Origin of the sequence: Rhodococcus sp. PvP016 (assembly GCF_017832185.1) — a bacterium.
Classification (GTDB): Bacteria; Actinomycetota; Actinomycetes; order Mycobacteriales; family Mycobacteriaceae; genus Rhodococcoides.
Genome location: NZ_JAFIBH010000001.1, coordinates 3,688,642 through 3,712,400, shown reverse-complemented (window position 1 = coordinate 3,712,400; position 23,759 = coordinate 3,688,642). Strand labels below are relative to the sequence as shown.

Annotated in this window: 22 protein-coding genes and 1 riboswitch; of the genes, 14 read left to right on the top strand and 8 right to left on the bottom strand. The window is 68.6% G+C overall.

All coding sequences use genetic code 11. The features are described 5' to 3' along the window. Window positions 1-4: 4 nt before the first annotated feature. Complete coding sequence (locus JOE30_RS17275; protein WP_204868175.1) at window positions 5-979, top strand: carbohydrate kinase family protein; 975 nt, start codon at window positions 5-7, stop codon at window positions 977-979. Between the two features lie 14 nt (window positions 980-993). Here JOE30_RS17275 and asnB read toward each other — a convergent pair whose 3' ends face one another. Next, a complete protein-coding gene (asnB, locus tag JOE30_RS17270) occupies window positions 994-2,919 on the bottom strand; it encodes an asparagine synthase (glutamine-hydrolyzing) (protein ID WP_204868173.1) in 1,926 nt (641 codons plus the stop codon). 295 nt (window positions 2,920-3,214) lie between these two features. Here asnB and JOE30_RS17265 point away from each other — a divergent pair, with 295 nt between their 5' ends. Beyond that, the gene (locus tag JOE30_RS17265; protein WP_371831725.1) at window positions 3,215-4,261 is read left to right on the top strand and encodes a cytochrome c oxidase subunit II; all 1,047 of its coding nucleotides are present in this window, start codon (window positions 3,215-3,217) and stop codon (window positions 4,259-4,261) included. 6 nt (window positions 4,262-4,267) lie between these two features. After that, on the top strand, window positions 4,268-4,684 hold the full coding sequence (locus JOE30_RS17260) for a cytochrome c oxidase subunit 4 (RefSeq protein ID WP_027505813.1): 417 nt from the start codon (window positions 4,268-4,270) through the stop codon (window positions 4,682-4,684). A gap of 992 nt (window positions 4,685-5,676) precedes the next feature. Here JOE30_RS17260 and JOE30_RS17255 read toward each other — a convergent pair. From JOE30_RS17255 to JOE30_RS17240, 4 genes are all read right to left on the bottom strand, one after another. After that, complete coding sequence (locus JOE30_RS17255) at window positions 5,677-7,431, bottom strand: cytochrome b N-terminal domain-containing protein (protein WP_204868169.1); 1,755 nt, start codon at window positions 7,429-7,431, stop codon at window positions 5,677-5,679. Further along, complete coding sequence (locus tag JOE30_RS17250) at window positions 7,428-8,663, bottom strand: ubiquinol-cytochrome c reductase iron-sulfur subunit (RefSeq protein ID WP_204868167.1); 1,236 nt, start codon at window positions 8,661-8,663, stop codon at window positions 7,428-7,430. Before JOE30_RS17250 ends, JOE30_RS17255 begins: the two co-directional genes overlap by 4 nt. After that, complete coding sequence (locus JOE30_RS17245) at window positions 8,660-9,541, bottom strand: c-type cytochrome (RefSeq protein ID WP_204868164.1); 882 nt, start codon at window positions 9,539-9,541, stop codon at window positions 8,660-8,662. The genes JOE30_RS17250 and JOE30_RS17245 overlap by 4 nt, the downstream gene beginning before the upstream one ends. A 78-nt stretch (window positions 9,542-9,619) precedes the next feature. Next, window positions 9,620-10,234 carry a heme-copper oxidase subunit III gene (locus tag JOE30_RS17240; protein ID WP_027505815.1) on the bottom strand — a complete coding sequence of 205 codons (615 nt, stop codon included), beginning with the start codon at window positions 10,232-10,234 and terminating at the stop codon, window positions 9,620-9,622. Window positions 10,235-10,521: 287 nt separating this feature from the next. Here JOE30_RS17240 and JOE30_RS17235 point away from each other — a divergent pair, with 287 nt between their 5' ends. Then, a complete protein-coding gene (locus tag JOE30_RS17235; protein WP_204868162.1) occupies window positions 10,522-11,013 on the top strand; it encodes a hypothetical protein in 492 nt (163 codons plus the stop codon). Window positions 11,014-11,024: 11 nt separating this feature from the next. Beyond that, the gene (gene trpD, locus JOE30_RS17230) at window positions 11,025-12,068 is read left to right on the top strand and encodes an anthranilate phosphoribosyltransferase (RefSeq protein WP_204868160.1); all 1,044 of its coding nucleotides are present in this window, start codon (window positions 11,025-11,027) and stop codon (window positions 12,066-12,068) included. Between the two features lies 1 nt (window position 12,069). Here trpD and JOE30_RS17225 read toward each other — a convergent pair whose 3' ends face one another. After that, a complete protein-coding gene (locus JOE30_RS17225) occupies window positions 12,070-12,345 on the bottom strand; it encodes an Lrp/AsnC family transcriptional regulator (protein ID WP_204868156.1) in 276 nt (91 codons plus the stop codon). A 64-nt stretch (window positions 12,346-12,409) separates the two neighbouring features. Beyond that, window positions 12,410-14,131: a DEDD exonuclease domain-containing protein gene (locus tag JOE30_RS17220; RefSeq protein WP_204870509.1), complete on the bottom strand. Its 1,722-nt coding sequence runs from the start codon at window positions 14,129-14,131 to the stop codon at window positions 12,410-12,412. A gap of 196 nt (window positions 14,132-14,327) precedes the next feature. Between JOE30_RS17220 and JOE30_RS17215 the strand changes: the two genes are divergently transcribed. The 5 genes from JOE30_RS17215 (at window position 14,328) to JOE30_RS17195 (ending at window position 19,220) form a co-directional block, all read left to right on the top strand. Continuing rightward, window positions 14,328-14,618 (top strand): hypothetical protein, encoded by a 291-nt coding sequence (locus tag JOE30_RS17215; protein WP_239532401.1) that lies wholly within the window; start codon window positions 14,328-14,330, stop codon window positions 14,616-14,618. A gap of 113 nt (window positions 14,619-14,731) precedes the next feature. Next, window positions 14,732-14,897, top strand: a riboswitch (cyclic di-AMP (ydaO/yuaA leader). Window positions 14,898-14,913: 16 nt separating this feature from the next. Continuing rightward, a complete protein-coding gene (locus tag JOE30_RS17210) occupies window positions 14,914-15,483 on the top strand; it encodes a C40 family peptidase (protein ID WP_027505820.1) in 570 nt (189 codons plus the stop codon). A 289-nt stretch (window positions 15,484-15,772) separates the two neighbouring features. Next, entirely contained in the window at window positions 15,773-16,774 is a 1,002-nt protein-coding gene (locus JOE30_RS17205; RefSeq protein ID WP_204868153.1) for a C40 family peptidase, read from the top strand. After that, on the top strand, window positions 16,744-18,069 hold the full coding sequence (locus JOE30_RS17200; protein WP_204868151.1) for a hypothetical protein: 1,326 nt from the start codon (window positions 16,744-16,746) through the stop codon (window positions 18,067-18,069). The genes JOE30_RS17205 and JOE30_RS17200 overlap by 31 nt, the downstream gene beginning before the upstream one ends. A 26-nt stretch (window positions 18,070-18,095) precedes the next feature. Continuing rightward, on the top strand, window positions 18,096-19,220 hold the full coding sequence (locus tag JOE30_RS17195; protein WP_204868149.1) for a glycosyltransferase family 4 protein: 1,125 nt from the start codon (window positions 18,096-18,098) through the stop codon (window positions 19,218-19,220). Here JOE30_RS17195 and JOE30_RS17190 read toward each other — a convergent pair. Further along, window positions 19,208-21,016 (bottom strand): long-chain fatty acid--CoA ligase, encoded by a 1,809-nt coding sequence (locus JOE30_RS17190; RefSeq protein WP_204868147.1) that lies wholly within the window; start codon window positions 21,014-21,016, stop codon window positions 19,208-19,210. The genes JOE30_RS17195 and JOE30_RS17190 overlap by 13 nt on opposite strands. Before the next feature lie 135 nt (window positions 21,017-21,151). Here JOE30_RS17190 and JOE30_RS17185 point away from each other — a divergent pair, with 135 nt between their 5' ends. The 4 genes from JOE30_RS17185 (at window position 21,152) to JOE30_RS17170 (ending at window position 23,738) form a co-directional block, all read left to right on the top strand. Next, window positions 21,152-21,529 (top strand): polyketide cyclase / dehydrase and lipid transport, encoded by a 378-nt coding sequence (locus JOE30_RS17185; RefSeq protein ID WP_204868145.1) that lies wholly within the window; start codon window positions 21,152-21,154, stop codon window positions 21,527-21,529. Between the two features lie 124 nt (window positions 21,530-21,653). Further along, window positions 21,654-22,091 carry an SRPBCC family protein gene (locus tag JOE30_RS17180; RefSeq protein ID WP_204868143.1) on the top strand — a complete coding sequence of 146 codons (438 nt, stop codon included), beginning with the start codon at window positions 21,654-21,656 and terminating at the stop codon, window positions 22,089-22,091. Beyond that, window positions 22,067-23,347, top strand: a complete 1,281-nt coding sequence (locus JOE30_RS17175) for an ArsA-related P-loop ATPase (protein ID WP_307806310.1) — start codon at window positions 22,067-22,069, stop codon at window positions 23,345-23,347. Before JOE30_RS17180 ends, JOE30_RS17175 begins: the two co-directional genes overlap by 25 nt. After that, window positions 23,340-23,738 carry a hypothetical protein gene (locus JOE30_RS17170; RefSeq protein ID WP_204868139.1) on the top strand — a complete coding sequence of 133 codons (399 nt, stop codon included), beginning with the start codon at window positions 23,340-23,342 and terminating at the stop codon, window positions 23,736-23,738. The genes JOE30_RS17175 and JOE30_RS17170 overlap by 8 nt, the downstream gene beginning before the upstream one ends. Window positions 23,739-23,759 lie beyond the last annotated feature (21 nt).

Here is a 23,759-nt window from a genome sequence, read left to right as displayed (position 1 = left end):
GGACGTGACCATTGCGGTGTCCGGCTCCATTGCTACCGACCATCTGATGCGTTTTCCCGGTCGGTTCGCCGACCAGTTCCTCGCCGATCAGCTGGCACACGTCTCGCTGAGCTTTCTCGTCGACGACCTCGTCATCCGCAAGGGCGGGGTGGGCGGCAACATCGCCTACGCCATGGGTGTTCTGGGCGGCGCACCGCTGCTCGTCGGCTCGGTGGGGCCCGACTTCGCCGAGTACCAGACGTGGCTCGAGGACAACGGCGTCGACTGCTCCGCCGTCACCCTCTCCGAGACGGCGCACACCGCGCGTTTCGTCTGCACCACCGACGAGGACATGGCCCAGATCGCCTCGTTCTACCCCGGCGCGATGACCGAGGCCGGCGACATCTCCGTCCACACCGTGGCCGAGGGCCGCGATCTCGATCTCGTCCTGGTCGGCGCCAACGACCCGGCCGCGATGATGCGCCACACGGCGGAGTGCCGCGAACTGGGCATCCCCTTCGCCGCGGATCCGTCGCAGCAGCTCGCACGCCTCGACGGAACGCAGGCCACCGAGCTCATCCAGGGCGCCGAGTACCTGTTCACCAACGAGTACGAGTGGGGCCTGCTCCGTCAGAAGACCGGGCTGACCGAACGCCAGATCCGCGACACCGTCGGCCTGCGCGTCACCACGCTCGGCAAGAACGGCGTCGAGATCGTGGGTGCCGACGGCACCGACATCCGCGTCTCCGTGGTCCCGGAGACCAGCAAGGTCGACCCCACCGGTGTCGGAGACGCGTTCCGCGCCGGGTTCCTCGTCGGCCGCGCGAACGGCCTCGGCCTCGAGCGCGCTGCCCAGCTCGGATCGTTCATCGCGGTGCTCGTGCTCGAGACCACCGGCACCCAGGAATGGACGCTCGTCCGTGACGACGCGATCAAGCGCCTCACCGACGCGTACGGCGACGAGGCCGCGGCCGAGATCGCCGCGGTCCTGCCGCAGTAGTTCGCGTCTGCCGGCTAGAGCCGAACCGGGTAGGTGGGTTCGGCGATGGCCGGCACGATGCGCTTCTCGACGAAGATGCCGTGCCACACCATGAAGATCAGCACGGTCCACAACCGGCGGCTGTGATCGCTGCGTCCCTCGCGGTGGTCGTTCAGCATGCGGGTGATCGCGGCCTTGTCGAGCAGGTGATCGGTCTGGGAATCGACGATCTGCTGGTGCGCCCAGTCGAAGAGCTCGGTGCCCCGCAGCCAATGCCGAAGCGGCACAGGGAAACCGAGCTTCGCGCGGTTGAGCACGTGGTCGGGCACGATGCCGTCGAGCGCCTTGCGCAGCGCGTACTTCGTCGTCGACTTCGTGATCTTCTGCTCCAGCGGCAACTGCTCCGCCACCCGGAACACCTCGTTGTCGAGGAACGGCACGCGCAACTCCAGCGAGTTGGCCATCGTGATCTTGTCGGCCTTCACCAGGATGTCGCCGCGCAGCCACGTGAACAGGTCGAGATGCTGCATCCGCGCCACCGGGTCCCACCCGGCGGACTGCGCGTAGATCGGCGCCGTCACGTCCTGATGGGTCCACTCGGGCCGGAACTCGCGCAGCACCGACCGCAACTGCGCGTCGTTGAAGCTGCGCGCATTGCCGTAGTAGCGCTCCTCCAAGCTCATCGACCCGCGGTGCAGGAGACTCTTGCCGCGGGTGCCCTCCGGGATGCGCTCACTCAGTCGACCGGCGGCGCGTCGCAGGGAGGGGGGCAGCTTCTCGAACGGTGCGAGCGACAACGGCTCCCGATAGATGGTGTAGCCGCCGAACAGCTCGTCCGCACCCTCGCCGGACAGCACCACCTTGACGTGCTTACGTGCCTCCTTGGCGACGAAGTAGAGCGGCACCAGCGCCGGGTCCGCCACCGGATCGTCGAGGTACCAAACGATCTCGGGGATCGCTGCCGCGAACTCCTCGGGCCCGACGACCTTGATGACGTGCTTGGCGCCGATCGCAGCGGCCGACTCGGCCGCGACATCCACCTCGGAGTAGCCCTCGCGCTCGAAACCGGTGGTGAAGGTGACCAGATCCGGGTTGTGCCGCATCGCGAGCGCGGCGATCGCCGTGGAGTCGATGCCGCCGGACAGGAACGAGCCCACGGTGACGTCGGCACGCATGTGCTTGGCGACGGAGTCCTCGAGCGCCTCGGCGATCTCGCGGTACCGCGCCGCCTCGGTGCCCGACGGCACGGGGCGCACGGGGAACGTCGGCCGGAAGTAGCGGGTGACGGTCGGCTCGGAGCCGGGGGTCAGGCGAGCGGTGCAGCCGGACTCGAGGCGACGGATGCCCGCGTGGAGCGTCTCGGGTTCCGGCACGTACTGCAGCACCGTGTAGTGCTCCAGAGCGCGGGGGTCGAGCTCGTCGGACACGCCCAACGACTCGAGGAGTTCGAGAATGCTCTTCTTCTCGCTCGCGAACGCGGTGCCCGCGGCGCCCGTCGAGTAGAACAGCGGCTTGATGCCGAACGGGTCGCGCGCCAGGAACAGTTCCCGCTTCTCGGTGTCCCACAGCGCGAAGGCGAACATGCCCCGCAGGCGTCGAACGGCGTCGTCACCCCAGAAGTGGAACGCGGCCAGAATGGCCTCGCCGTCGCCCTCCGTGGCGAACGTCGCGCCGTGCTCGCGTGCCAACGTCTCGCGCAGTTCGAGGTAGTTGTAGATCTCGCCGTTGAACACCAGCGCGTAGCGCTCCGGACTCTCCGCGGGACCCCAGCGGAGCGGCTGGTGCGAGTGCTCGATGTCGATGATCGAGAGCCGGTTGAAGCCCAGCGCCAGATCGTCGTCGTGCCACGTTCCCGGCTCATCCGGTCCGCGGTGTCGCATGCAGTGCGACGCGTGGCCGACGGCATCGACGACGTCTTCCGCGGATGCGTTCGACGTCAGCAGTCCCAGCAGTCCACACACGGTCGGTACGCCTCGTTTCGTTCGGGTGTCGGCCCGGTACCGGGCCTGGTCACAGGCGTCGCCGGGACCTCGCCGGCCCGACGCGCATCGGTCCGAGTATGCCGCAGTGCGGTGGGAACTCCGAAGTGACCGGCCGGGCCCGGTGTCGCCGCCGAACTCGCACCCGACCCGACACGAGAACCGAGCCCGCTTTGGTCTACGCTGCGTAGTACACGAGTACCTCGTGCGTGTGAGCCACTTCGGTGGCTCGTCCGGACAGTTCTCGTACTCTCCATCTGGCAATCAGGAAGGCGTGATCGTGGCGCAGCGTGGTGGTGGATCCGGTCGTCGGACGACACGACGAGTCGGATTGGTGGCCTCTCTTGCAGTGGCCGCCGTGGTGCTGTCGGGCTGCGGCATCGACAATTCCGTACTTCGATTCGGATGGCCGTCGGGTGTCACGCCGCAGGCCGAGCGGATGCGCGAGCTGTGGACGTGGTCCGTCATCGCGGCGCTCATCATGGGCGTCATCGTGTGGGGCCTCACCTTCTGGACGGTGGCGTTCCACCGCAAGAAGAAGGACTCGCCGGAGTTCCCGCGCCAGACCGCGTACAACGTGCCGCTCGAGCTGTTCTACACGGCTGTGCCGTTCGTCATCATCGCCGTCCTCTTCTACTTCACGGTCGTCGTGCAGAACTACGTCCAGGAGAAGCAGGACAACCCGGACGTTGTCGTCGACGTCACCGCGTTCCAGTGGAACTGGAAGTTCGGCTACCGCACCGTCGATCTCAAGGACGGGCAGCCGCTGTACGACGGCACCGACCAGGAGCGCGAGCAGGCAGCCGAGGAGGCCGGCACCCCCGAGGGTGAGGAGCCGGGCCCGCTGTTCGGCCGCGAGAAGTCCGACCAGTCCTACCTGCACTACAACGAGGTCGAGACAGTCGGCTCGAGCTCCGAGGTCCCGATCCTCGTGCTCCCCACCGGCAAGCGCATCGAGTTCGAGATCGCGTCCTCCGACGTCATCCACTCGTTCTGGGTTCCCGAGTTCCTGTTCAAGCGCGACGTCATGCCGAACCCGGACGAGAACAACTCCGACAACGTGTTCCAGATCAGCGAGATCGAGCGTGAGGGTGCCTTCGTCGGCCGCTGCGCCGAGATGTGCGGCACGTACCACGCGATGATGAACTTCGAGGTCCGCGCGGTCAGCCCCGAGGCCTTCGAGAACTACATGGCGGCACGTCGCGACGGCCAGACCAACGCTCAGGCGCTGGAGTCCATCGGCGAAGAGCCCCGCGCGACCTCCACCTCGCCGTTCAACACCGACCGCACCGTCAAGGCTGCGACCGTGGCAGAAGGAAACTGACATCTCATGAAGATCGAAGCGAAACTCTTCGAGATCCTGACCGGGTTCTTCATCCTCGTCGGAATCCTCTACGGCGTGTTCACCGGCTTCTCGCGGACCGGCATCGAGTGGGCCGGCCTCACCGCCATCGCCCTCTCGGCAGGCCTGACGCTGATCGTCGGTACGTACTTCCGGTTCGTCGCTCGTCGACTGGACACCCGTCCCGAGGACTACGACGACGCGGAGATCGCCGACGGCTCGGGCGACCTGGGCTTCTTCAGCCCCGGTAGCTTCTGGCCCATCATCCTCGCCGGATGCGCCGCCTTCATGGCCCTCGCGTTCGCGTTCTACGAGCCCTGGATGCTCGCTGTCGGCGCCCTCGCCATCATCGCCGCGGCAGCCGGATTGGTCTTCGAGTACCACGTGGGACCTGAGAAGCACTGACGCAGCACCACCCCGAACGCCCCCGGCCTGTGGTCGGGGGCGTTCTGCGTCGGTGGGGGGCGTTCCCGCCCTCGTGGTGGGTTGGCGCACTGCTGGTCTCCCGCAGCTACTGTGGCTCGGCGCACGCCCGTTGTCTTCCCGCATGCTGTGTTCCTGCACCGATGCTGTGTTCGCGCACCGATGCTGGGTTCTCGCACCCGTGCTGGGGCGTCGCACGTCGCCTTGCCGAGCAACACGCGTGCGGGGCGCCAGAAGGGGTGCGAGAACTGGTGCCCCGCCGGCTGCTCGCACGGTGATGACGAAGTGTCGACGAATCGATGATCGAGGTCGAGGACGCGTCTATCCTCACCCGGCACTGCGGCGCGGGCGCAGGGTTCACCGTCGTCTGCCCGGACTTGCGTGGGTACAGCCGCTCGCACGGCCCGCCGCCGACACCTGACCACTCTGAACACCGGAGTGGGCGGTGGCCTCGGACATGGTGCTGGTGACGGCCCCACTCGGGCACTGACGCTTCGCGGTCCGGATTCGCTGGGGCGGTGCGTTCGTGTGCAGTGATCCGCGGTGGGCGCCGATCACTGCACACGAGAGTGGTCGGTGGCGTGGGCCCACAGCATGCGGGAACGGGTCTGGTGGGATCCGGTGCAGTAGCCCGCGCTCTCGACGGTCCAGTGCACCGGATCTGCTGGGGCGGAGCGTTCGTGTGCAGCGATCCGCGGTGGGCGCGGATCACTGCACACAAGAGTGGTCGGTGGCGTGGGCCCACAGCATGCGGGAGCGGGTTGGGTGGGATCCGGTGCAGTATCCCGCGCTCTACACGGTCCAGTGCACCGGATTCGCCGGCAGCTGGTCCCGCACCCCGCCTCGCCGAGCAACACGCGTGCGGGCCGCAAGGAAGGGTGCGGGAACGGGCGAGCAGTGGGGGAGGGGAGGGGACAGACGAGAAGAGGCGCCACCCGAGTGGGTGGCGCCTCTTCTATCGTTCAGCGGGTGACTCAGTGCCCGTTGGACTCCGGTCCGTGACCGTTGCCGTTGCCGTTGGACGAGCCATCACCATTCGAGTGGCCGTTGGACGAGCCGTTGCCGTTCGAGTGCCCGTTGGACGAGCCGTTGCCGTTCGAGTGCCCGTTGCCCTGCGACAGGATCTTCGCCTGGTAGGTGCGGAGCATGGTGAGCTGATCGTGCTCACCCTCGTGCGACAGACGCTCGTGCAGCCGGTGCTCCTCGTCCGAGTCCGGAGTGAAGATGCTGCCCGAGCCGGGCTTGCCGGCGGAACCGAGCTTGTTCATCTTCTTCGGGATCGCAGCACCCTGGTACTCGAGCGGGATCGGGTGGCCGTGATCGTCGACCGGGCCGAGGGGCTGGTGGATCTCGACGTAGGCGCCGTGGGGCAGACGCTTGATGACGCCCGTCTCGATGCCGTGCTCGAGCACCTGGCGATCGCTGCGCTGGAGACCGATGCAGAAGCGGTAGGTCAGCAGGTAGACGATCGGAGGCAGGACCACGAGGCCGATGCGACCGATCCAGGTCATCGCGTTCAGGGAGATCGAGAACTTGTACGCGATGATGTCGTTGACGCAGCTGAGCGTCAGGACCACGTAGAAGGCGATCGCCATGGCGCCGACCGCGGTGCGCACCGGGACGTCGCGGGGACGCTGCAGCAGGTTGTGGTGAGCGTCGTCCTTGGTGAAGCGCTTCTCGATCCAGGGGTACGCGATCATGATCGCGAACACCGCACCCATGATGACGGCGACCCAGAAGACGGCCGGGATCATGTAGTTGCCGATGTAGAGCTCCCACGCGGGCCACAGTCGAGCCAGGCCGTCCGTCCACATCATGTAGAAGTCGGGCTGCGAGCCGGCCGAGACCTGCGACGGGTTGTACGGGCCCAGGGCCCACACCGGGTTGATCTGCAGCACGCCACCCATGACCGCGAGGACACCGAACGTCATGGCGAAGAAGGCGCCGGACTTGACCGCGAAGACAGGGAGGATGCGGACACCCACCACATTGGTCTCGGTGCGGCCGGGGCCGGGGAACTGCGTGTGCTTCTGGTACCAGACGAGCGCGAGGTGAGCTGCGATGAGCGCCAGGATGATGGCGGGCAGGAGCAGCACGTGCGCGACGTACAGGCGCGGGATGATCAGCGTGCCGGGGAAGTCACCGTTGAAGATCAACCAGTGCATCCACGTTCCGATGACCGGGATGGAGATCGTGATGCCCGAGAAGGCGGCGCGCAGGCCGGTACCGGACAGCAGGTCGTCGGGGAGCGAGTAGCCGAAGAAGCCCTCGAACATCGCCAGGATCAGCAGCAGCGAGCCGATGACCCAGTTCGCCTCACGCGGGCGACGGAACGCACCGGTGAAGAAGATGCGCATCATGTGCACGATGATCGAGCAGGCGAACAGCAGAGCAGCCCAGTGGTGGATCTGGCGGATGAACAGACCGCCGCGCACCTCGAAGGACAGGTCCAGCGTGGTGGCGTACGCCTTGGTCATCTCGACACCGCGCAGGGGAGCGTAGGCGCCTTCGTAGATGGTCTCCGTCATGGAGGGGTCGTAGAACAGGGTCAGGTACGTACCGGACAGCAACAGGATGACGAAGCTGTACAGCGCGATCTCACCCAGCAGGAACGACCAGTGGGTGGGGAAGACCTTGTTGATCTGACGACGCATACCCGCTGAGAGGTGATAGCGGGAGTCGACGTCCTCGGCCTGCTTCGCAGCGAGCGTGGCGATGGATGGACTCATCGTGAACCTTCCGATGACGACGCAGCAGAAGCGCTCTCCTGCTCGTGTACTCCGGCCGGACGTTCCCAGTAGGCGGGTCCGAGCGGCTCGATGAAATCGCCCGCGGCGACGAGGTAGCCCTCGTCGTTGACCGTGATGGGCAGCTGCGGAAGAGCGCGGGCGGCCGGTCCGAAGATCGGCTTGGCGTACTCCAACGCGTCGAATTGCGACTGGTGGCACGGGCACAGGATCCGGTTGGTCTGCTGCTCGTACAACGATGTGGGGCACCCGAGGTGGGTGCAGATCTTCGAATAGGCGAAGTAGTCGCCGTAGTTGAAGCTCTCCTGGCCCTTCCGCTTGATGGTGCGGTCGGCGTCCTCGGTACGCAGACGGATGAGCATGACCGCGTTGCGGATGCCCTTCAGTGCGTGCGAGAGCTCCTCCTCGTTTCCACGCTCCGACTCACGGAACGGGAAGACGGTCTCCATGGCGCCGGCGTCGAGATCCTCCGGGCGGACGAGGACGATGTCGTCGACGCGTCCGGTGTAGCGACGCAGGTAGACGGTCTCGCCCTCGTAGTTCGGCGTCCAACCCGAGACCCAGAGCGAGGACTCGTCGCCCTCGGCCCACGGGTTCTTGATCAGACCGCCGAGGGGGAGGATCGACATGACGCCGAGCGCGCCGCCGCCGAAGACGAGGCTGCGCTTGATCATCTTGCGTCGACCCAGTGTGGAGGTGTCGAAGGAGTCGCTGAGCTCGGCGACGACCGTCTTCTTGTCCACCTCGCTCGATCCACCGTCGTGGCGGTCCTGGATGGACACCTCTTCGGGGATGAACTTCTTGGTGAACTGCACGGCGCCGACGCCGACACCGATGATCGCGAGACCCATGGTGAGACCAATGAGCGGTGTGTACAGGCTGTACAGCCCGTAGCTGTCCTCGCCCATCCCGGCGTACTGCCACGGCCAGAACAGGTAGATGGCGATGAAGGCCACGGCCGACACACCCGCGAGGAAGAACCAGAGGCTGACGCTGCGCTCGGCGCGCTTCTCCGCCTTGGTTCCGGGGACGGGCCAGCGAGCGCGGCGGAACGCCACGTCGACGTGATCGAGGTTGGTGCCGAGAGCGACGAGCTCGTCGCGGCTCATGGCGGACAGTTCCTCGTCCGTGTACTTGCGGTCCGGGTCGAAGCCCTCGGGGAACTGGTTCGGATCGCCGGGCACGCCGTCGTCCTTGCGGTTGTCGTCGCTCATGACCTCACTCCGATCCACAGTGCTGCTGCGACGACCGCTCCGATGCCGACCACCCAGATGGCGATGGCTTCCGTACCGGGGCCGAAGCCGCCGAGTCCGTATCCACCGGGAGGTTGCGTCTCGGAGGAGGACTTGACGTACGCGATGATGTCTTTCTTCTCTTCGGGCGTGAGCTGACGATCCGAGAACTTGGGCATGTTCTGCGGGCCGGTGACCATCGCCTGGTAGATCTGCTGCTCGTTCGCCGGGTCGAGCGTGGGTGCGTACTTGCCCGAGGACAGTGCGCCGCCGCGGCCGGTGAAGTTGTGGCAGGACGCGCAGTTGAGGCGGAAGAGCTCGCTGCCGCGGGCGACGTCGCCGCCGCGGAGGGAGTCCTGCGCGATCTCACCGTTGTCGGTGCGCACCACGGTGGGTCCGCCGCCGTTGGCCTGGATGTAGGCGCCGAGGGCGTCGACCTGGGACTGGTTGTACTTAGGGGGCTTCCGCTCGGCCTGGGCCTCGTTGCGGGCCATCGGCATACGACCGGAGGAGACCTGGAAGTAGACGGCTGCCTCGCCGACGCCGATGAGCGACGGTCCGCGGTCCTGGACGCCCTGGAGGTTGGCGCCGTGGCACGTCACGCAGGACGTGTCGTAGATCTGCTGGCCTTCGCGCACCATGGCCGCGCTGTCTTCCTGCGCAGTGGCGACCTGGGCGTCAGGGGTGAGTGCGGCGGCGAGGAAGCCCGCGCCGACGAGACCCATGAACAGCGCCATCGCACCGCTGACCCGGCGACGGGTACGACGCTTGCGACGCGCCTTGGTGGCCGAGGCGTCCGGCGTACCGGCGGACACGACGGTGCCGTCGTCGTCGGGAGTGGCGGGGGGAGAGGAACTCATCTGTATCCCTTGTCGTGTCGGGACGGCTTGTCGGATGCGACCGATGAGGCTGTCATCGGGTATTCGACGCCTGCTCGGTCAGCGGATGAAGTAGATCGTCGCGAACAGCGCGATCCAGACGATGTCGACGAAGTGCCAGTAGTACGACACGACGATGGCGGCGGTGGCCTGGGCCGGCGTGAACTTGCTGACCAGGGTGCGGGCGATCAGGAAGACGAAGGCGATCAGACCGCCGATCACGTGCAGGCCGTGGAAGCCGGTGGTGATGTAGAAGACGGAGCCGTACACGCTGCTCGAGATCGAGGTGCCCTCGTGGACGAGGTGGTAGTACTCGTAGCCCTGGCCGGCGACGAAGAACGCGCCCATGGCCAGGGTGATCGTGTACCAGCGGCGCAGTCCGAACACGTCGCCGCGCTCGGCGGCGAACACGCCCAGCTGGCAGGTGAAGGACGATGCGATGAGCACCGCGGTCACGGGGACGGCCAGCGTCAGGTTCAGCTCGGTCGGCTCCGGCGGCCACTGGCCGGGAGCGGCCTGAGCCCGCGCGACGAAGTACATCGCGAAGAGGCCGGCAAAGAACATCAACTCGCTGGACAGCCACACGATGGTGCCCACGCTGACCATGTTCGGTCGGTTCAGCGAGTGGACACGCTGGGTGATGGCGGATCCCGAAGTACCTACTGCGCTCGTCACATCGAGAAGTATGACTCGTCGTAGTACGGATGGCATAGCCGGGGCGGTATTGGCGAGTCGAGCATCGTTCGCGCGCGCGTGACACAGAATGCCTCCTCGTGGTCCGGTCGGCCCGTCTTCCTGGACTTTCTGTTCAATAGTACTCGTCTGCGCACGTCGGACCCGGTTCCGTCGGTCCCCGCGCCCGTGATGTATCCCGCATGCCGGAGTCTCGACCCGAGCTTCAGACTCGGTGCGTCCCGGGCGACTCCGGGACCGGTTTCGGGCGCATCTGGCACTGTCGTGACATGACTTCGGGCTCTGGTCGTGGGCGGACACGGTGGTGGCAGCGACTCTTCGGCCGGGCGGCTCCGGAGCCCCTCGACCCCACTCGCACCGACCTCGTCGTGGTCGCGTCGTGCTTCGACGACGTGGAGGCGTGCTCGACGACCCTCGAGCGCGCGGCGCACACGGATCCCCTCTGGTCCGCGGACGACGACGTGGTGTTGCGCCATCACCTGCTCCTCCCCGCCGATCAGATCGCCGACGCGGTGTCGGTCGCGGCGCAGGACGGCTACAGCGAGGCGACGGCAGGTCCGATGGCGCAGACTCCGGGGCATCTGCCCGGCGGCGTCGCCGACGCGACCGTCCTGGTGCTGCAGCGGGTGCAGGTGCTCGACGCCCTGCACTGCTCGCAGGAACGGTCACGGATGGCGGGGTTGGCTCAACGACGCGACGGGGTGGTGCTGGGCTGGGACGCCCTCCAACCGGCTGCCGAGGATGCATCGCAGGCGCACTAGGCTTCCCGCTCATGAGCGCTGGGGATGGCACGCGTACATGGGCACAGGTCCTCGGGGCCCTGGCATCACGCCAGGACCTGACGGGCGCCGACACGGCGTGGGCGATGGACGAGATCATGTCGGACAACGCGACCGCTGCCCAGATCGCGGCCTTCGGTGTCGCCCTGAAGATGAAGGGCCCCACGTCGGACGAACTTCGCGGACTGGCCGACTCGATGCTCGGCCACGCCAAGCGCGTGCCCGTGGACGACGACGTCGTCGACATCGTCGGTACGGGCGGCGATCGATCCCACACGGTGAACATCTCGACGATGGCGTCGGTGGTGGTCGCGGCCGCGGGGATCCGGGTGGTCAAGCACGGCAACCGGGCCGCCTCGTCCAAGAGCGGCGGAGCCGACGTGTTGGAGGCGCTGGGCGTGCGTATCGACCAGGGGCCGGATCGGGTCGCGGCGAGTGTCGCCGAACTGGGCATCGGGTTCTGCTTCGCGCCCGTGTTCCATCCGGCACTGCGGTTCGCCGCCGCGCCCCGCAAGGAGATCGGCATTCCCACGGCGTTCAATGTTCTCGGGCCGCTGACGAACCCTGCGAGTCCGCGCGCCGGTCTGGTGGGATGCGCGTTCGACGATCTGATCGACGTCGTCGCGGGCGTGTTCGCGGCGCGCGGCAACTCCGTCCTCGTGGTGCGCGGCGACGACGGGCTGGACGAGATCACGACGTCGACGACGACCTCGGTGCGCATCGTGCGGAACGGTGTCGTCGACCACGCGGTGCTCGATCCACGCGATCTCGGGATCGAGCGGGTCTCCCTCGATGCCCTCCGAGGCGGGGACGCCGCACACAACGCCGACGTGGCGCGTCGGGTGTTCGGCGGCGAACGAGGCCCCGTGCGCGACGCGGTGCTGCTCAACGCCGCAGGAGCCATCGCGGCGTTCCGCGGGGTCGACGGTTCCCTCGAGGACGCGATGGCCGGTGCACTGACGACGGCGGCCGCCGCAGTGGACGACGGAGCCGCTCAGACCCTGCTGACGCGATGGGCGGCGTTCACGTCGGCCTGAGTCACTCGCCGATGGAGAAGCCCGCGTCGACGTCAGCGCTCGAGTAGGACTTGAACGCGATGTGCGTGTCGGTCCGCACCACGCCGTCGACGCGGTTGACGCGCTCGGTGATCACCTCGGCGATCTCCTCGTGCGTACGCACCTTGACCACGGCGATCAGGTCGACGTCGCCGGCGCACGAGTACACCTCGGACACACCCGGTACGTCGGCGACGGCACGCGCGGTCTCCGGAATGGAGTGCACCTCGGCGTGGATCAGAACGATGGCGGTGATCATGGTGAACCTTCCGAACTGTCGAGAGAGGGCGAACTGCGGGTCAGCCTAGTTCTCGGCCGCGCTGTCATCCCCAGGCCATCGTGCGTTCCTTCTCGCGGCGTCCGACGTCGCGCACGGCGGCGCACCACTGCGCCCATCGCCCAGCGCCGTGCGCCGGTTCGCACCATCCGTCCGTGGTGTCGACGATGCGGACGCCACCCGACTCGAGCCACCGCGCGATCAGCGCCACCTCCTCCGGCGTGGCGCCGCGCAGGGGAGTGGCGTCCGGCACGACGGTCTCCGCGCCGGCGACGAGTGCCTCCACGACGGGCATGGGCGCGACGCCGCGGCGGGAACGACCGGCGCTGGCGAGGCGTCCGTGGCGGACGACGACGAACTCCCACCCGCCGTCGTCGGCGCGGCGCGCGGCGATCAACTGCTCGATGGCCGCGAGTGCCTGCAGACGCTGCACCGACCGCAGGGCCGTCAACAGGGTGGCCGCACGGTCGCGCAGGCGGGCCGCGGACTCGAAGAGCAGATCCTCGGACAGGGCGTCGATCCGAGCGGCGACGGCATCGAGCACCGCTGCGTCGGCACCCTCGGTGAGAGCGCGGAAGGCGACGGGCGCGCCGGCGTACTCGTCGGGACCGAGCGGGGTCGCCGTCGCCGCCGTGCATCCACCGACGGCCTCGGTGGAACAGTCGTGCACCGCCGTGGCGGCGATGCGGTGGGTGCAGGAGCGCAACCGGGTGTGCTCGGCGATGAGAGCGGCGGCCTCGGCGGCCGCCCCGCGGACGGAGAACGGTCCGAGCGCGCCGGGCGCCGGTGTCCGGACGATGGAGATGCGCGGGAACGCCTCGGTCGTCAGGGTCAGCCACCAGCCCTTGCGGGGGTACTTCGATCGACGGTTGTACGGGGGCGTGTGCGCACTGATGAGCCTCAGTTCGCGGACGCCCGCCTCGATGGCGTGGCTGCACTCGACGTGGTCGACCCGAGTGGCGAGGGCGACCATCTCCTTCATGCGTCCGCGGGTCTCGGATCCCGTGAAGTAGTTCCGTACACGGCGGTGGAGGTTCCGCGAGGTGCCGACGTAGAGCACTTCGTCGGACGGTCCGCGGAAGAGATAGACACCCGGTGCGTGCGGAAGGCCCGCCGCGAGTGTGCGTTTGGCGCGGTGGGCCGAGGACACCGTCGGCAGGTAGTCGACCAGTTCGGCATAGCTGTGGACGCCCTGGTTGCCCACCCGTTCGATGAGCCCGTGCAGGACGTCGACGGTGGCCCGAGCGTCGTCGAGAGCCCGGTGGGTGGGTCTGGTGGACACCTGGAAGAGGGTGGCCAGCGAGGACAGCTTGACCGACGGTGCCTCGTCGCGTGTGAGCACTCGCCGGGCGAGCGTGACGGTGCACAGCACTCGGAACGACGGCCACGCCAGATCCATCCGCGTCGCCGCCGCGCGGAGGAACGCGGTGTCGAAGCGCGCGTTGTGCGCCACCAGCACGCTGCCGCGGGCGAACTCGACGAACGTGGGAAGGACCCGTTCGATGCGAGGGGCGTCGAGAAGCATCGCGCTGGTGATGCCCGTCAACGCGACGATGGCGGGAGGGATGGACCGGCCCGGGTCCACGAGCGTCGCCATCTCACCGATCACCCGGCCGCCGCGAACCTTGACGGCACCGATCTCGGTGATCGCGTCCTCGCCCGGTCGGCCTCCGGTGGTCTCGAGGTCCACCACCACGAAGGTCGTGTCGCGTAACGACTGGTCCAGTTCGTCGAATGCGAGCTGCACACCGCGTGCGTGCCCCGACATCACAGTCGCCCCATCAGTCACGTGCGTCACCGTAGGTGGTCCCACCGACAGGAACCCGGGCCGTCCACGACGAGCGCGCCGTGTCGGTGCACGTCGTTAGCGTCCGTTTCCGAGGCGTGATCGAGCGTCGGATCGGGTGTGATCCGGGCTGAACATCACGGCGAGAGACCGTGAACCACAATGAGACGGAGATCACATGATTGTCGATTGCGGCGAATGCACCGTGCGCGGGGACGCCTGTTCGGACTGTGTCGTCTCGGTGTTGCTGGGGGTGCCGGGCATGCCCGCGGCGTCGGCCGGCGGCCCGCGAGACACCCCCTTCGCCACGCGCAGAATGCGTCTCGAGCAGGACGAACAGGAGGCTATGGCCGTTCTGGCGGAGAGCGGGTTGGTGCCCCGGTTGCGGTTGGTCGGCAGAGAAATTCCGACACCGCAGGAGACCGGCCACGACCGACCCGCCGCGGGGCCGGAGCACGCCGCGGGGTGAGTCGGACCGTGATCGTTTCGCGACACGAGTGGGCTGGGCTCGACATCGGGGATGCCGTTTCGTAATCTTTCCGAGACATTGCGGAGTCGAGCAGAGCCACCAGGGACTGCGCCGCAGAGTCACCGCCTAATCGGCCACCTCTTCCGGGTGGTCGTACCGGGAACCCACCGTTACACCGGGGTGAATCCCGTCGTAGTCGCACCAGCGACTCGTCGGGTAGGGCTGATCTTCCCAGCCCGAACCCGTCAGCTAACTCGGTCGGCGGATATCAGGAAGAAACGGAGCACATCTTTTCGTGGCGAAACACCGTAAACCCAGCACTGCCTCGCGGCCGGTCCGCAACGTTCTTGTCGCCGGCGCGCTCACCGCAGGCGCTGTCGCCATCCCCGCCGCCCCCGCGTTCGCGGCACCGGTGGAGATCCCCGGTATCGGTACCTTCGAGGTCCCGGACCAGATTCTGAGCCAGCTTCCCCCCATGCCGCAGGTCCCCGCGCTTCCCGGCCCGGCCGCACCGCAGTCCAGCGCCGCGCAGGTCGCCGTGCAGGCAGCCGAGAGCAAGGTCGGCGCGCCGTACGTCTACGGAGCCGCAGGCCCCAGTGCGTTCGACTGCTCCGGCCTCATGAAGTGGGCGTACCAGCAGGCCGGTATCGAGCTTCCCCGCACGAGCTACGACCAGGCCGCGGCCGGCGTACCCGTCTCGCAGGCGGACCTGAAGCCCGGCGACGTAGTGTCCTTCTACGGCGGCTCGCATTCCGGCATGTACGTGGGCAACGGCAACGTCGTCCACGCGTCGACCGAGAGCCAGCCCGTCAAGATCGCTCCGTTGTCGTCGATGCCCTTCGACGGCGCGCGTCGCTACGCCTGACGCAGCGACACCCACGCCAGACACCCTGACGCCGCACGAAACCGATCACCCGGTCGGTTCCGTGCGGCGTCAGTCGGTGAACCCGCTGTTTTCGACGGGTTCTCGGGCTTCGTGGACAGAATCATCGTTCGCGTCGTAATCTTTCCGTGACGTCCTCGGCCAGCATCGCGCCGCCGAGCGACCCGGACTCGTCCAGATCGGAGAACCGTTCATCGTGCCGTCATCGGTCCACCCCCGCGTTCGTCCCACTTCTCGTACGAGACTGCGTGGACTGGTGATCGCGAGTGCGATGACAGCGGCGATCGCCGTGCTCCCCGCCGGTCCCGCCGGCGCCGACCCGGTTCCCGGCGCGTCCGCCTCCGAGGCGGTCACGAAGCTCACCGATCTCTCCCGCGAGTCCGAGCAGACCACCGAGGCGATGCACAACGCCCAGATCGAGCTCGACGCGAAGCTCGCCGCCCAGCAGGAGGCGGACGCTCGGCACGACGCCGACCGTGCCGCCCTCGACGCGGCCACGGCGCAGATCGACACGGTGCGGCCCGCCGTCGACAAGATCGCCCGAGCCAACTACCAGGGCGCTCGCACGAACCGGCTCTTCGCGGTCATGGTCAGCGATTCCCCGCAGCAATTGCTCGATCAGATGTCCGCTCTCGACATCATCTCCACGGACGCGGCCGCCACCGTCGGCACCTTCCGGGAGGCCGGCGACGCCGCAGCGGCAGCCGAGGCGGCGTCACAGCAGTCCGCCGACGCGGCCCGGGTGGCCACGGAGCAGGCCAAAGCGGTCAGCGACGACCTGCAGGGCAAGCAGAGCCGCCTGCAGAGCGAGATCGCCGATGTCGTCGCCGCGTTCGGTTCGCTGTCCGACACGGAGAAGCAGGGGTTGGCCGGCGCCGCGTTCCCGCCGGGCTTCGATCCCGCCGCCATCCTCGGCGCGCTTCCGCCGGGCTCGCAGGCCGGAGCGCTGTCGGCCGCCTTCACGCAGATCGGCAAGCCGTACGTGTGGGGTGCGACCGGCCCGGACGGGTACGACTGCTCGGGGCTCGTGGTGTGGGCCTACAAGCAGATCGGCAAGACTCTCCCGCGGTCGAGCCAGGCGCAGGCCGCCGGCGGCACCCCCGTCGACAAGGCGAACCTCCAGCCCGGCGACGTGGTCCTGTTCTATCCCGACGCATCGCACGTGGGTCTCTACGCCGGTAACGGCAACGTGGTCCACGCATCGACCTTCGGTGTCCCCGTTCGTGTCGAGTCGATGGCTTCGTGGCCCTTCTACGGCGCTCGCCGCTACTGACGGTCCGCGCCCTGGCGGCGCTGGCCCTGGTGCTCTCCGTGCTGGTGGCGTGTTCGCCGTCCACACCGGACGACGGCGTGTCGGGAGTGCCCACGACGACCGTGGGCCCGGACGCCCGCACTGTCGGTGTCACGGCACTGCTCGACTCCTGGACGGCTGCACTCCGCTCCGACGACGAGGCCGCGCTGCGCGAGTTGATCGACTCCGGCGCGGACCCGGGATTCGCCGACCGTGAGATCGCCCGCGCGCAGGCGCTGCGCGGTCTGCCGCTGTCCGACTTCGGCTACGAGATCACTCCGGGTCCGGAGACGCCGGTGCCGGTCGATCGGGCTGACGCACTCGCGGCCACCGAGGTGTGGGCGCCGAACGTCGCACTGCGCTATGCCTGGGCCGACGCCGACATCGGTTCCACGAGTCGCGACATCGCGCTCGTCGTCGCCCGTCGCGGCGACACGTGGCGTCTGGTCTCCGATGCAGACCTGCCGCAGTACGGGCGCACCACGTGGCGTGGCCCGTGGGACTTCGGGCCGGTGGTCACGGAGCGAGTCGCCACCGGGTCGACCACGTCACTCGTCGTGGGTCACGAGGCGCAGCGCGCCTTCATCGACGACCTCGCCGCGGAGTTGCCCTCCGCGGTGGCGGCCGTGACCGAGTTCGCCGGGCTCGGATGGTCGCGCCGTGCCGTCCTGACGGTCACCGGTTCCGATGCCGAGTTCATCAGTGCAGCAAACGGTTTCACGTCCACCGACGTCGCGGCCTCGACCATCGCGGATCCGGTTCGCGGGGGCCTGGTCACCGGCCAGCGCATCGTCTTCGGCCCGACTGCACCGGACCGGCTCACCGACTCGACCCGCCGCACCGTGCTGCGCCACGAGTTGACCCACGTGGCCATGCGAGCGGTCACCGGCGAGGACGCGCCCCTGTGGATGCTCGAGGGTTTCGCCGACTACTCGGGCTATCGAGGCTCGGGACTGTCCTTCGAGGAGATCGCGCCCACCCTCGCGGCCGTGGTCCGCGCGGCGGGACCGCCCAGGGTCCTTCCGGAGGACTCGGACTTCGCCGCGGGTGGCAGTCGCGGATCGATCGCCTACGAGTCCGCCTGGTCGGTGGCCTCGTTCGTCGCCGACCGGTTCGGGGAGCCGGTGCTCCGGCAGCTGTACGACCGTTTCGCGGCGGGACCGACCGATCCCACCGTCACCGACTCGGTCTTCTCGGCCACGCTGGGCTTCGGCACCGTCGACTTCCTCGCGCAGTGGGGGCAGTGGGTGGCGGAACAGGCCGCCGGGCAGAGCTGACAGCGGCATCCGTCTACGGTGGTCCCATGCGTCGAACGCTGCTGGTGACCAATGACTTTCCTCCGCGGCGCGGCGGCATCCAGTCGTATCTGCACACCTTCGCCCAGCTGTTGCCCGCCGACGAGCTGGTGGTCTACGCACCGCGGTGGCGTGGCGACTCCCACGTGCGGTTCGACGCGGAGCAACCCTTCGAGGTGGTGCGGCACCCCACGACGTTGATGCTTCCGACGCCCGCCGTCGCCCGGCGGGCGGCCGGGCTGGTGTCCGACCGACAGTGCGACACGGTGTGGTTCGGGGCCGCTGCTCCGCTCGCCGTGCTCGGGCCTCACCTGCGCCGTGCCGGAGCCGAGCACGTCGTGGCCTCCACCCACGGTCACGAGGTGGGCTGGTCGATGTTGCCGGCAGCGCGGCAGGTGCTCGGTCGCATCGGCTCGACGACGGACGTCGTCACGTTCGTCAGCCGCTACACGCGTGGCCGATTCGCCGCTGCCTTCGGGGCGGACGCGGCCCTCGAACACGTACCGCCGGGGGTCGACTCGACCGTGTTCGCGCCCGACGCGTCGGCACGGGAGACGCTGCGCGCGCGCTACGGCCTGGGGGATCGGCCGACCGTCCTGTGTCTGTCACGGTTGGTGCCGCGCAAGGGACAGGACATGCTGATCAGGGCGCTACCGGGAATTCGTGCGGAGATCGACGGAGCCGTGTTGGTCGTCGTCGGCGGTGGTCCGTACGGCGACACCCTGCGGGCTCTGGCGCAGTCGTGCGGAGTGGCGGATCACGTCGTCTTCACGGGGTCGGTGCCGGCCGAGGAACTGGCGGCACACCACACCCTCGCCGACGTGTTCGCCATGCCGTGTCGCACCCGCGGTGCGGGTCTGGACGTCGAGGGCCTCGGCATCGTGTTCCTCGAGGCGTCCGCGTCCGGCGTGCCGGTGGTCGCGGGCCGGTCGGGTGGAGCGCCGGAGACCGTCGTCGAGGGCGTCACGGGCACCACCGTCGACGGCACCTCGGTCGACGACGTCCGGCGCGCCGTCGTGGACGTACTGTCCGATCGTGACCGCGCCGCGGCGATGGGGGCCGCGGGACGCGAGTTCGTCTCCACCGAGTGGCGGTGGGACGACCTCGCCGCCCGACTGGCTCACTTGCTGTAGATGGCCTCGATGTCGCTCGCGTAGGACCTCTGGACCACGGCGCGCTTGAGCTTCATCGTCGGGGTCAGCTCGCCGCCCTCCTCGGTGAAGTCCGCCGGCAGGATCCGGTACTTCTTGATGGACTCCGCGTGCGAGACGGTCTTGTTGGCCTCGGCCACGGCGGCGTCGATCTCCGCGACGAGGTCGGGATCCTTCGTCAGATCGGCGACGCTGGCGCCCTCGTCCTTGCCGTTGCGCTGCTTCCAACCCGGAAAGGCGTCCGGGTCGATGGTGATGAGCGCGCCGATGTACGGCTTCTGGTCACCCACGACCATGGCCTGACCGATGAGCGCGCTGGCCCGCAGCGAGTCCTCGAGACCGGCGGGGGAGACGTTCTTGCCGCCCGCGGTCACGATGATCTCCTTCTTGCGGCCGGTGATGGCGATGAAGCCGTCCTCGTCCACGGCGCCGAGATCGCCGGTGTGGAACCACCCGTCGGTCAGCGCCTCGGCGGTGGCGTCGTCGTTCTTCCAGTAGCCCTCGAAGACCACGCCGCCCTTCAGCAGGATCTCACCGTCGTCGGCGATGCGGACGGCGTTGCCCGGCAACGGCTTTCCGACGGTGCCGATGCGCTGTTCGTCGGGCGTGTTCACCGCTGCCGCGGCCGTGGTCTCGGTCAGGCCGTAGCCCTCGTAGATCGTCACACCGATGCCGCGGTAGAAGTGCGCGAGGCGCTCACCCAGCGGGGCGCCGCCCGAGATGGCGAGTTCGCACTGCCCACCGAGCGCAGCGCGAAGCTTGCCGTAGACGAGACGGTCGAACAGAGCGTGCTTGGCGCGCAGCACGATCGACGGACCACCGGTGTCCCGCGCCTTGCTGTAGGAGACCGCGGTGTCGGCGGCCGCGTCGAAGATCTTGCCCTTGCCGTCGCCGTGAGCCTTCTGACGCGCGCTGTTGTAGACCTTCTCGAACACACGCGGGACGCTGAGGATGAAGTGCGGTCGGAACGAGCCGAAGTTGTCGACGAGGTGCGGGATGTCGTGCGTGTGCCCGAGTGTCGCGCCCTGGTCGAAGGCTGCGATGGACACCGCACGTGCCAGCACGTGAGCCATCGGCAGGAACATGAGGGTGGTGCGTCCCTCGGTGAGCATGCGGCCGATGGAACTGGCGGCGATACCGCGGGACTCGGCGATCAGGTTGGAGTGCGTGAGCACGCAGCCCTTCGGCCGTCCCGTGGTGCCGGAGGTGAAGACGAGTGTCGCCGGGTCCGAGGAGCGCAGCGCCGCGACGCGGTCGGCCACCGTGGCGTCGGTGATCTGGGCGCCGGCGTCGGTGAGGACGTCGATGGCGCCGGGTCGCCCGGCCGAGGCGTCGATCTGCAGGACCGTCGCGACACCCGGCAGCACGGGAAGGATGTCGGTGAGGATGTTCGTGTGGGCCACCGTCTCGGCGATCATCGCGGCGGCACCCGAGTTCTCGAGGATCCACCGCACCTGGTCCGACGACGACGTCTCGTACACCGGAACCGTGACGGCGCCGGCGGACCAGATCGCGTAGTCGAGCAGGGGCCACTCGTAGCGGGTCGACGACATGAGGGCGACCCGGTCGCCCTGCTTCACACCGGAGGCGATGAGCCCCTTGGCCACTGCGCGAACCTGAGCCGCGAAGTCCGCTGCGCGGACGTCCGACCACCCGTCGCGGGTGGCGCGGCGGTACACCACGACGTCGGGCCGGGTCTTCTCGTGCGCGAACACGGCGTCGACCACCGACGCGTCGTCCTCGATGGTGAATGGTGCCGGGACGGTGAACTCGCGCACGGATTCCTCCGATGTCGTAGCGGTTTCGGACGAGGCTTCACAGTAATCCTGTCCATTCCCCGGATGTCACCGGCACGTGCTCGTCGACCGAGGTCGTCGACGCCGTCGGCGAGGGCACGTGGGATTCTGGTCCGCATGAGCAGTGTGCAGGTCGCCGACCAGACGTTCGTCGCAGCGCGGGCCGAGGACGTCGCGGCGCTCGTGTCGGACACCCGTCGATGGCGGGCCTGGTTCCCCGGTCTCACCGTCACGGTCCAGGAGGACCGGGCCGAGAAGGGTGTCCGCTGGGTCGTCGCAGGACAGCTCCGCGGCACCATGGAGGTGTGGCTCGAGCCGATGCTGGACGGCGTCGTGCTCCACTACTTCCTGCACGCGGAGCCGGCCGACGGAGCACAGGTCCCGTCCACCCACCGCCGACGGGTGCTGGCCAAGCAGATGTCGTTCGAGATCAAGGCCCTTCTCGAGGCCGGGCGGGCGGCGGGAGAACCGCCGGTCCCGGGGCTCGGGTCCTGACCCACGGGTACTCGCGGCGACAGGAACCGACCCCGCCGTTCGGGCGGTGCCACCGGACGGTCGATCATGTGGGTACACGGACGCCGATCAGGTGACGGCACGCGGCGCGGAGGGAACGAGTTCCATGGCAGACAAGACCACGAAATCGATCGTCGTCGGAGCGGCGCCGGACGAGGTGATGGCGGTCATCGCCGATTTCCCCAGGTATCCGGAATGGGTCACCGCGGCCAAGTCGGTCGAGGTCCTCGAGGAGGGGGAGTCGGGCCGGGCTCGTCGGGTCCGGTTCGTGCTCGACGCGGGCATGGTCAAGGACACCTACGAGCTCGAGTACGACTGGCGGCCCGACGGCACCGCGGTCTCGTGGACGCTTGTCGCGGGGGAGATGCAGAAGTCCCAGGTCGGTTCCTACGTGCTCACCGAGAAAGGTGCCGGAAGCACCGAGGTGACCTATGAACTGACGGTCGATCTCGCCATTCCCATGATCGGCCTGTTCAAGCGCAAGGCGGAGAAGGTCATCACCGACACCGCGTTGAAGGAATTGAAGAAGCGAGTCGAAGGCTGAGCGATCGCGTTTCCGAGACCGCCGCGCGGATCACATTCGTCGTCGGAGCCGGCGGTGCGGGCAAGTCCACCGTCGCCGCTGCCCTGGCCGTCGATGCGCACCGCGCCGGTAGGCGTGTGCTCCTCGCGTCCATCGACGGCGCGGATCCGTCGGACCTGGTGTCGGACGTCGCACTCGACGTGCGGCGTATCGACCCGTTGGCCGTTCTCGAATCGCAGTACCGCCTGCTGACCACGGCTCTGGCCATGGCCGGACGTCATGATCACGGCGCCGGTCCGACGCTGCCGGACCCCGAGGAGCTGACGTCGCTGCCGGGCGCCGAGCCGCTCACCGCGCTGCTCGAGGTGGTGCGCTGCGCCGACAGCGGCGAGTGGGACGACGTGATCGTCGACTGCCCCGGACCGACGTCCTGGCGGGAGATCGTCGCGACCCCCGGAGCTGTCGCGGGATACGTCGAACGCATCTGGCCACGTCATGCCCGCGTCGTGGCCTCGACGGGTCAGGACGTCCGTGCCGCCGTCCTGGTGGAGCTCGTCGATCGTGTCGTGGCGGCGGCGACGTCGGTCACGGCCGTGCTCGGGGACGAGGGCAGGACGTCGGCCGTCGTCGTCTCGCGTCCGACCGCGCGGTCCTTCGCGACGGCGCGAGAGCTGTTGGCCGTCACCAGTTTCCACGGCGTCCGCGTCGAACGTGTGGTGGCCGCGGGGGTGATCCCGGACCTCGGGGCCGGAGCGCCGTCGTCCGTGCTGGGCACGCATCCCGGCGTGTTCTGGATGGACCGGGCGCATGCGGAGCACCGCGCGGCGCTGGAGGAGTTCCGCGGCGCGGTGGGCGACCTCCGCATCGACGTCGTGTCGGCCCAGCCCACCGAGCCGGTAGGGTCGACTGCTCTGGGGGCCGTCGCGGCCGACCTGAACGGGCAGGTGGCGGCCGGACACGGCGGCGCGCTGCCCGCGCTGTCGCCGCGGGTGCGGCACGAGTCCGGGCAGGGCCTGGACTCGGTGTACGTGATGGACGTCCCGCTGCCGTTCGTCGACACGGACTCGGTGGCGGTGGGTCGGGTGGAGGACGACGTGATCGTGAGTGCGCAGGGCAGTCGGCGACGACTGCGGTTGGCGTCGGTGCTGCGTCGGTGCGTGGTCACCGGCGCCGGCGTCGACGACGGCGTGCTGTCCGTGACTTTCGCCCCCGACCCGGCGCTGTGGCCGGAGAACCTGCAGAAGGCGGACGCACCGGGGGAGTCCGGCGATGGATGAGGGCCGGCGGGACCTGGCGGCCGAGCTCCGGGTGCTGGCCGAGTTGCTCATCGACCGGGTCGAGCCGGTGCTGCGCCGTCTCGACACCGAGGACGCGCCCGAGTGGCAGGGCTGCTCCTGGTGCCCGTTCTGCGCTCTGGCCGCCGCCCTGCGCGGGGAACGTCACGATCTGCTGACGCTGGTCACCGGCGAGATGGACGGTCTGATCGAGGTGCTCCGGGACTTCCTGCAGACCCACGGTTCGGGGCGACACACGCCCGGCGCCGCGGAACGAGCCGACGCGCCGGAGGGCGCTGCGCCACCCGTCGTTCGCCCCGCGAGCTACCAGCCGATTACGGTGACCAGGACGCGTGAACCCGACCCGGCACGCAGACCCGATCGCGACCGGTGACACCGGTCGCCCGCCACCACG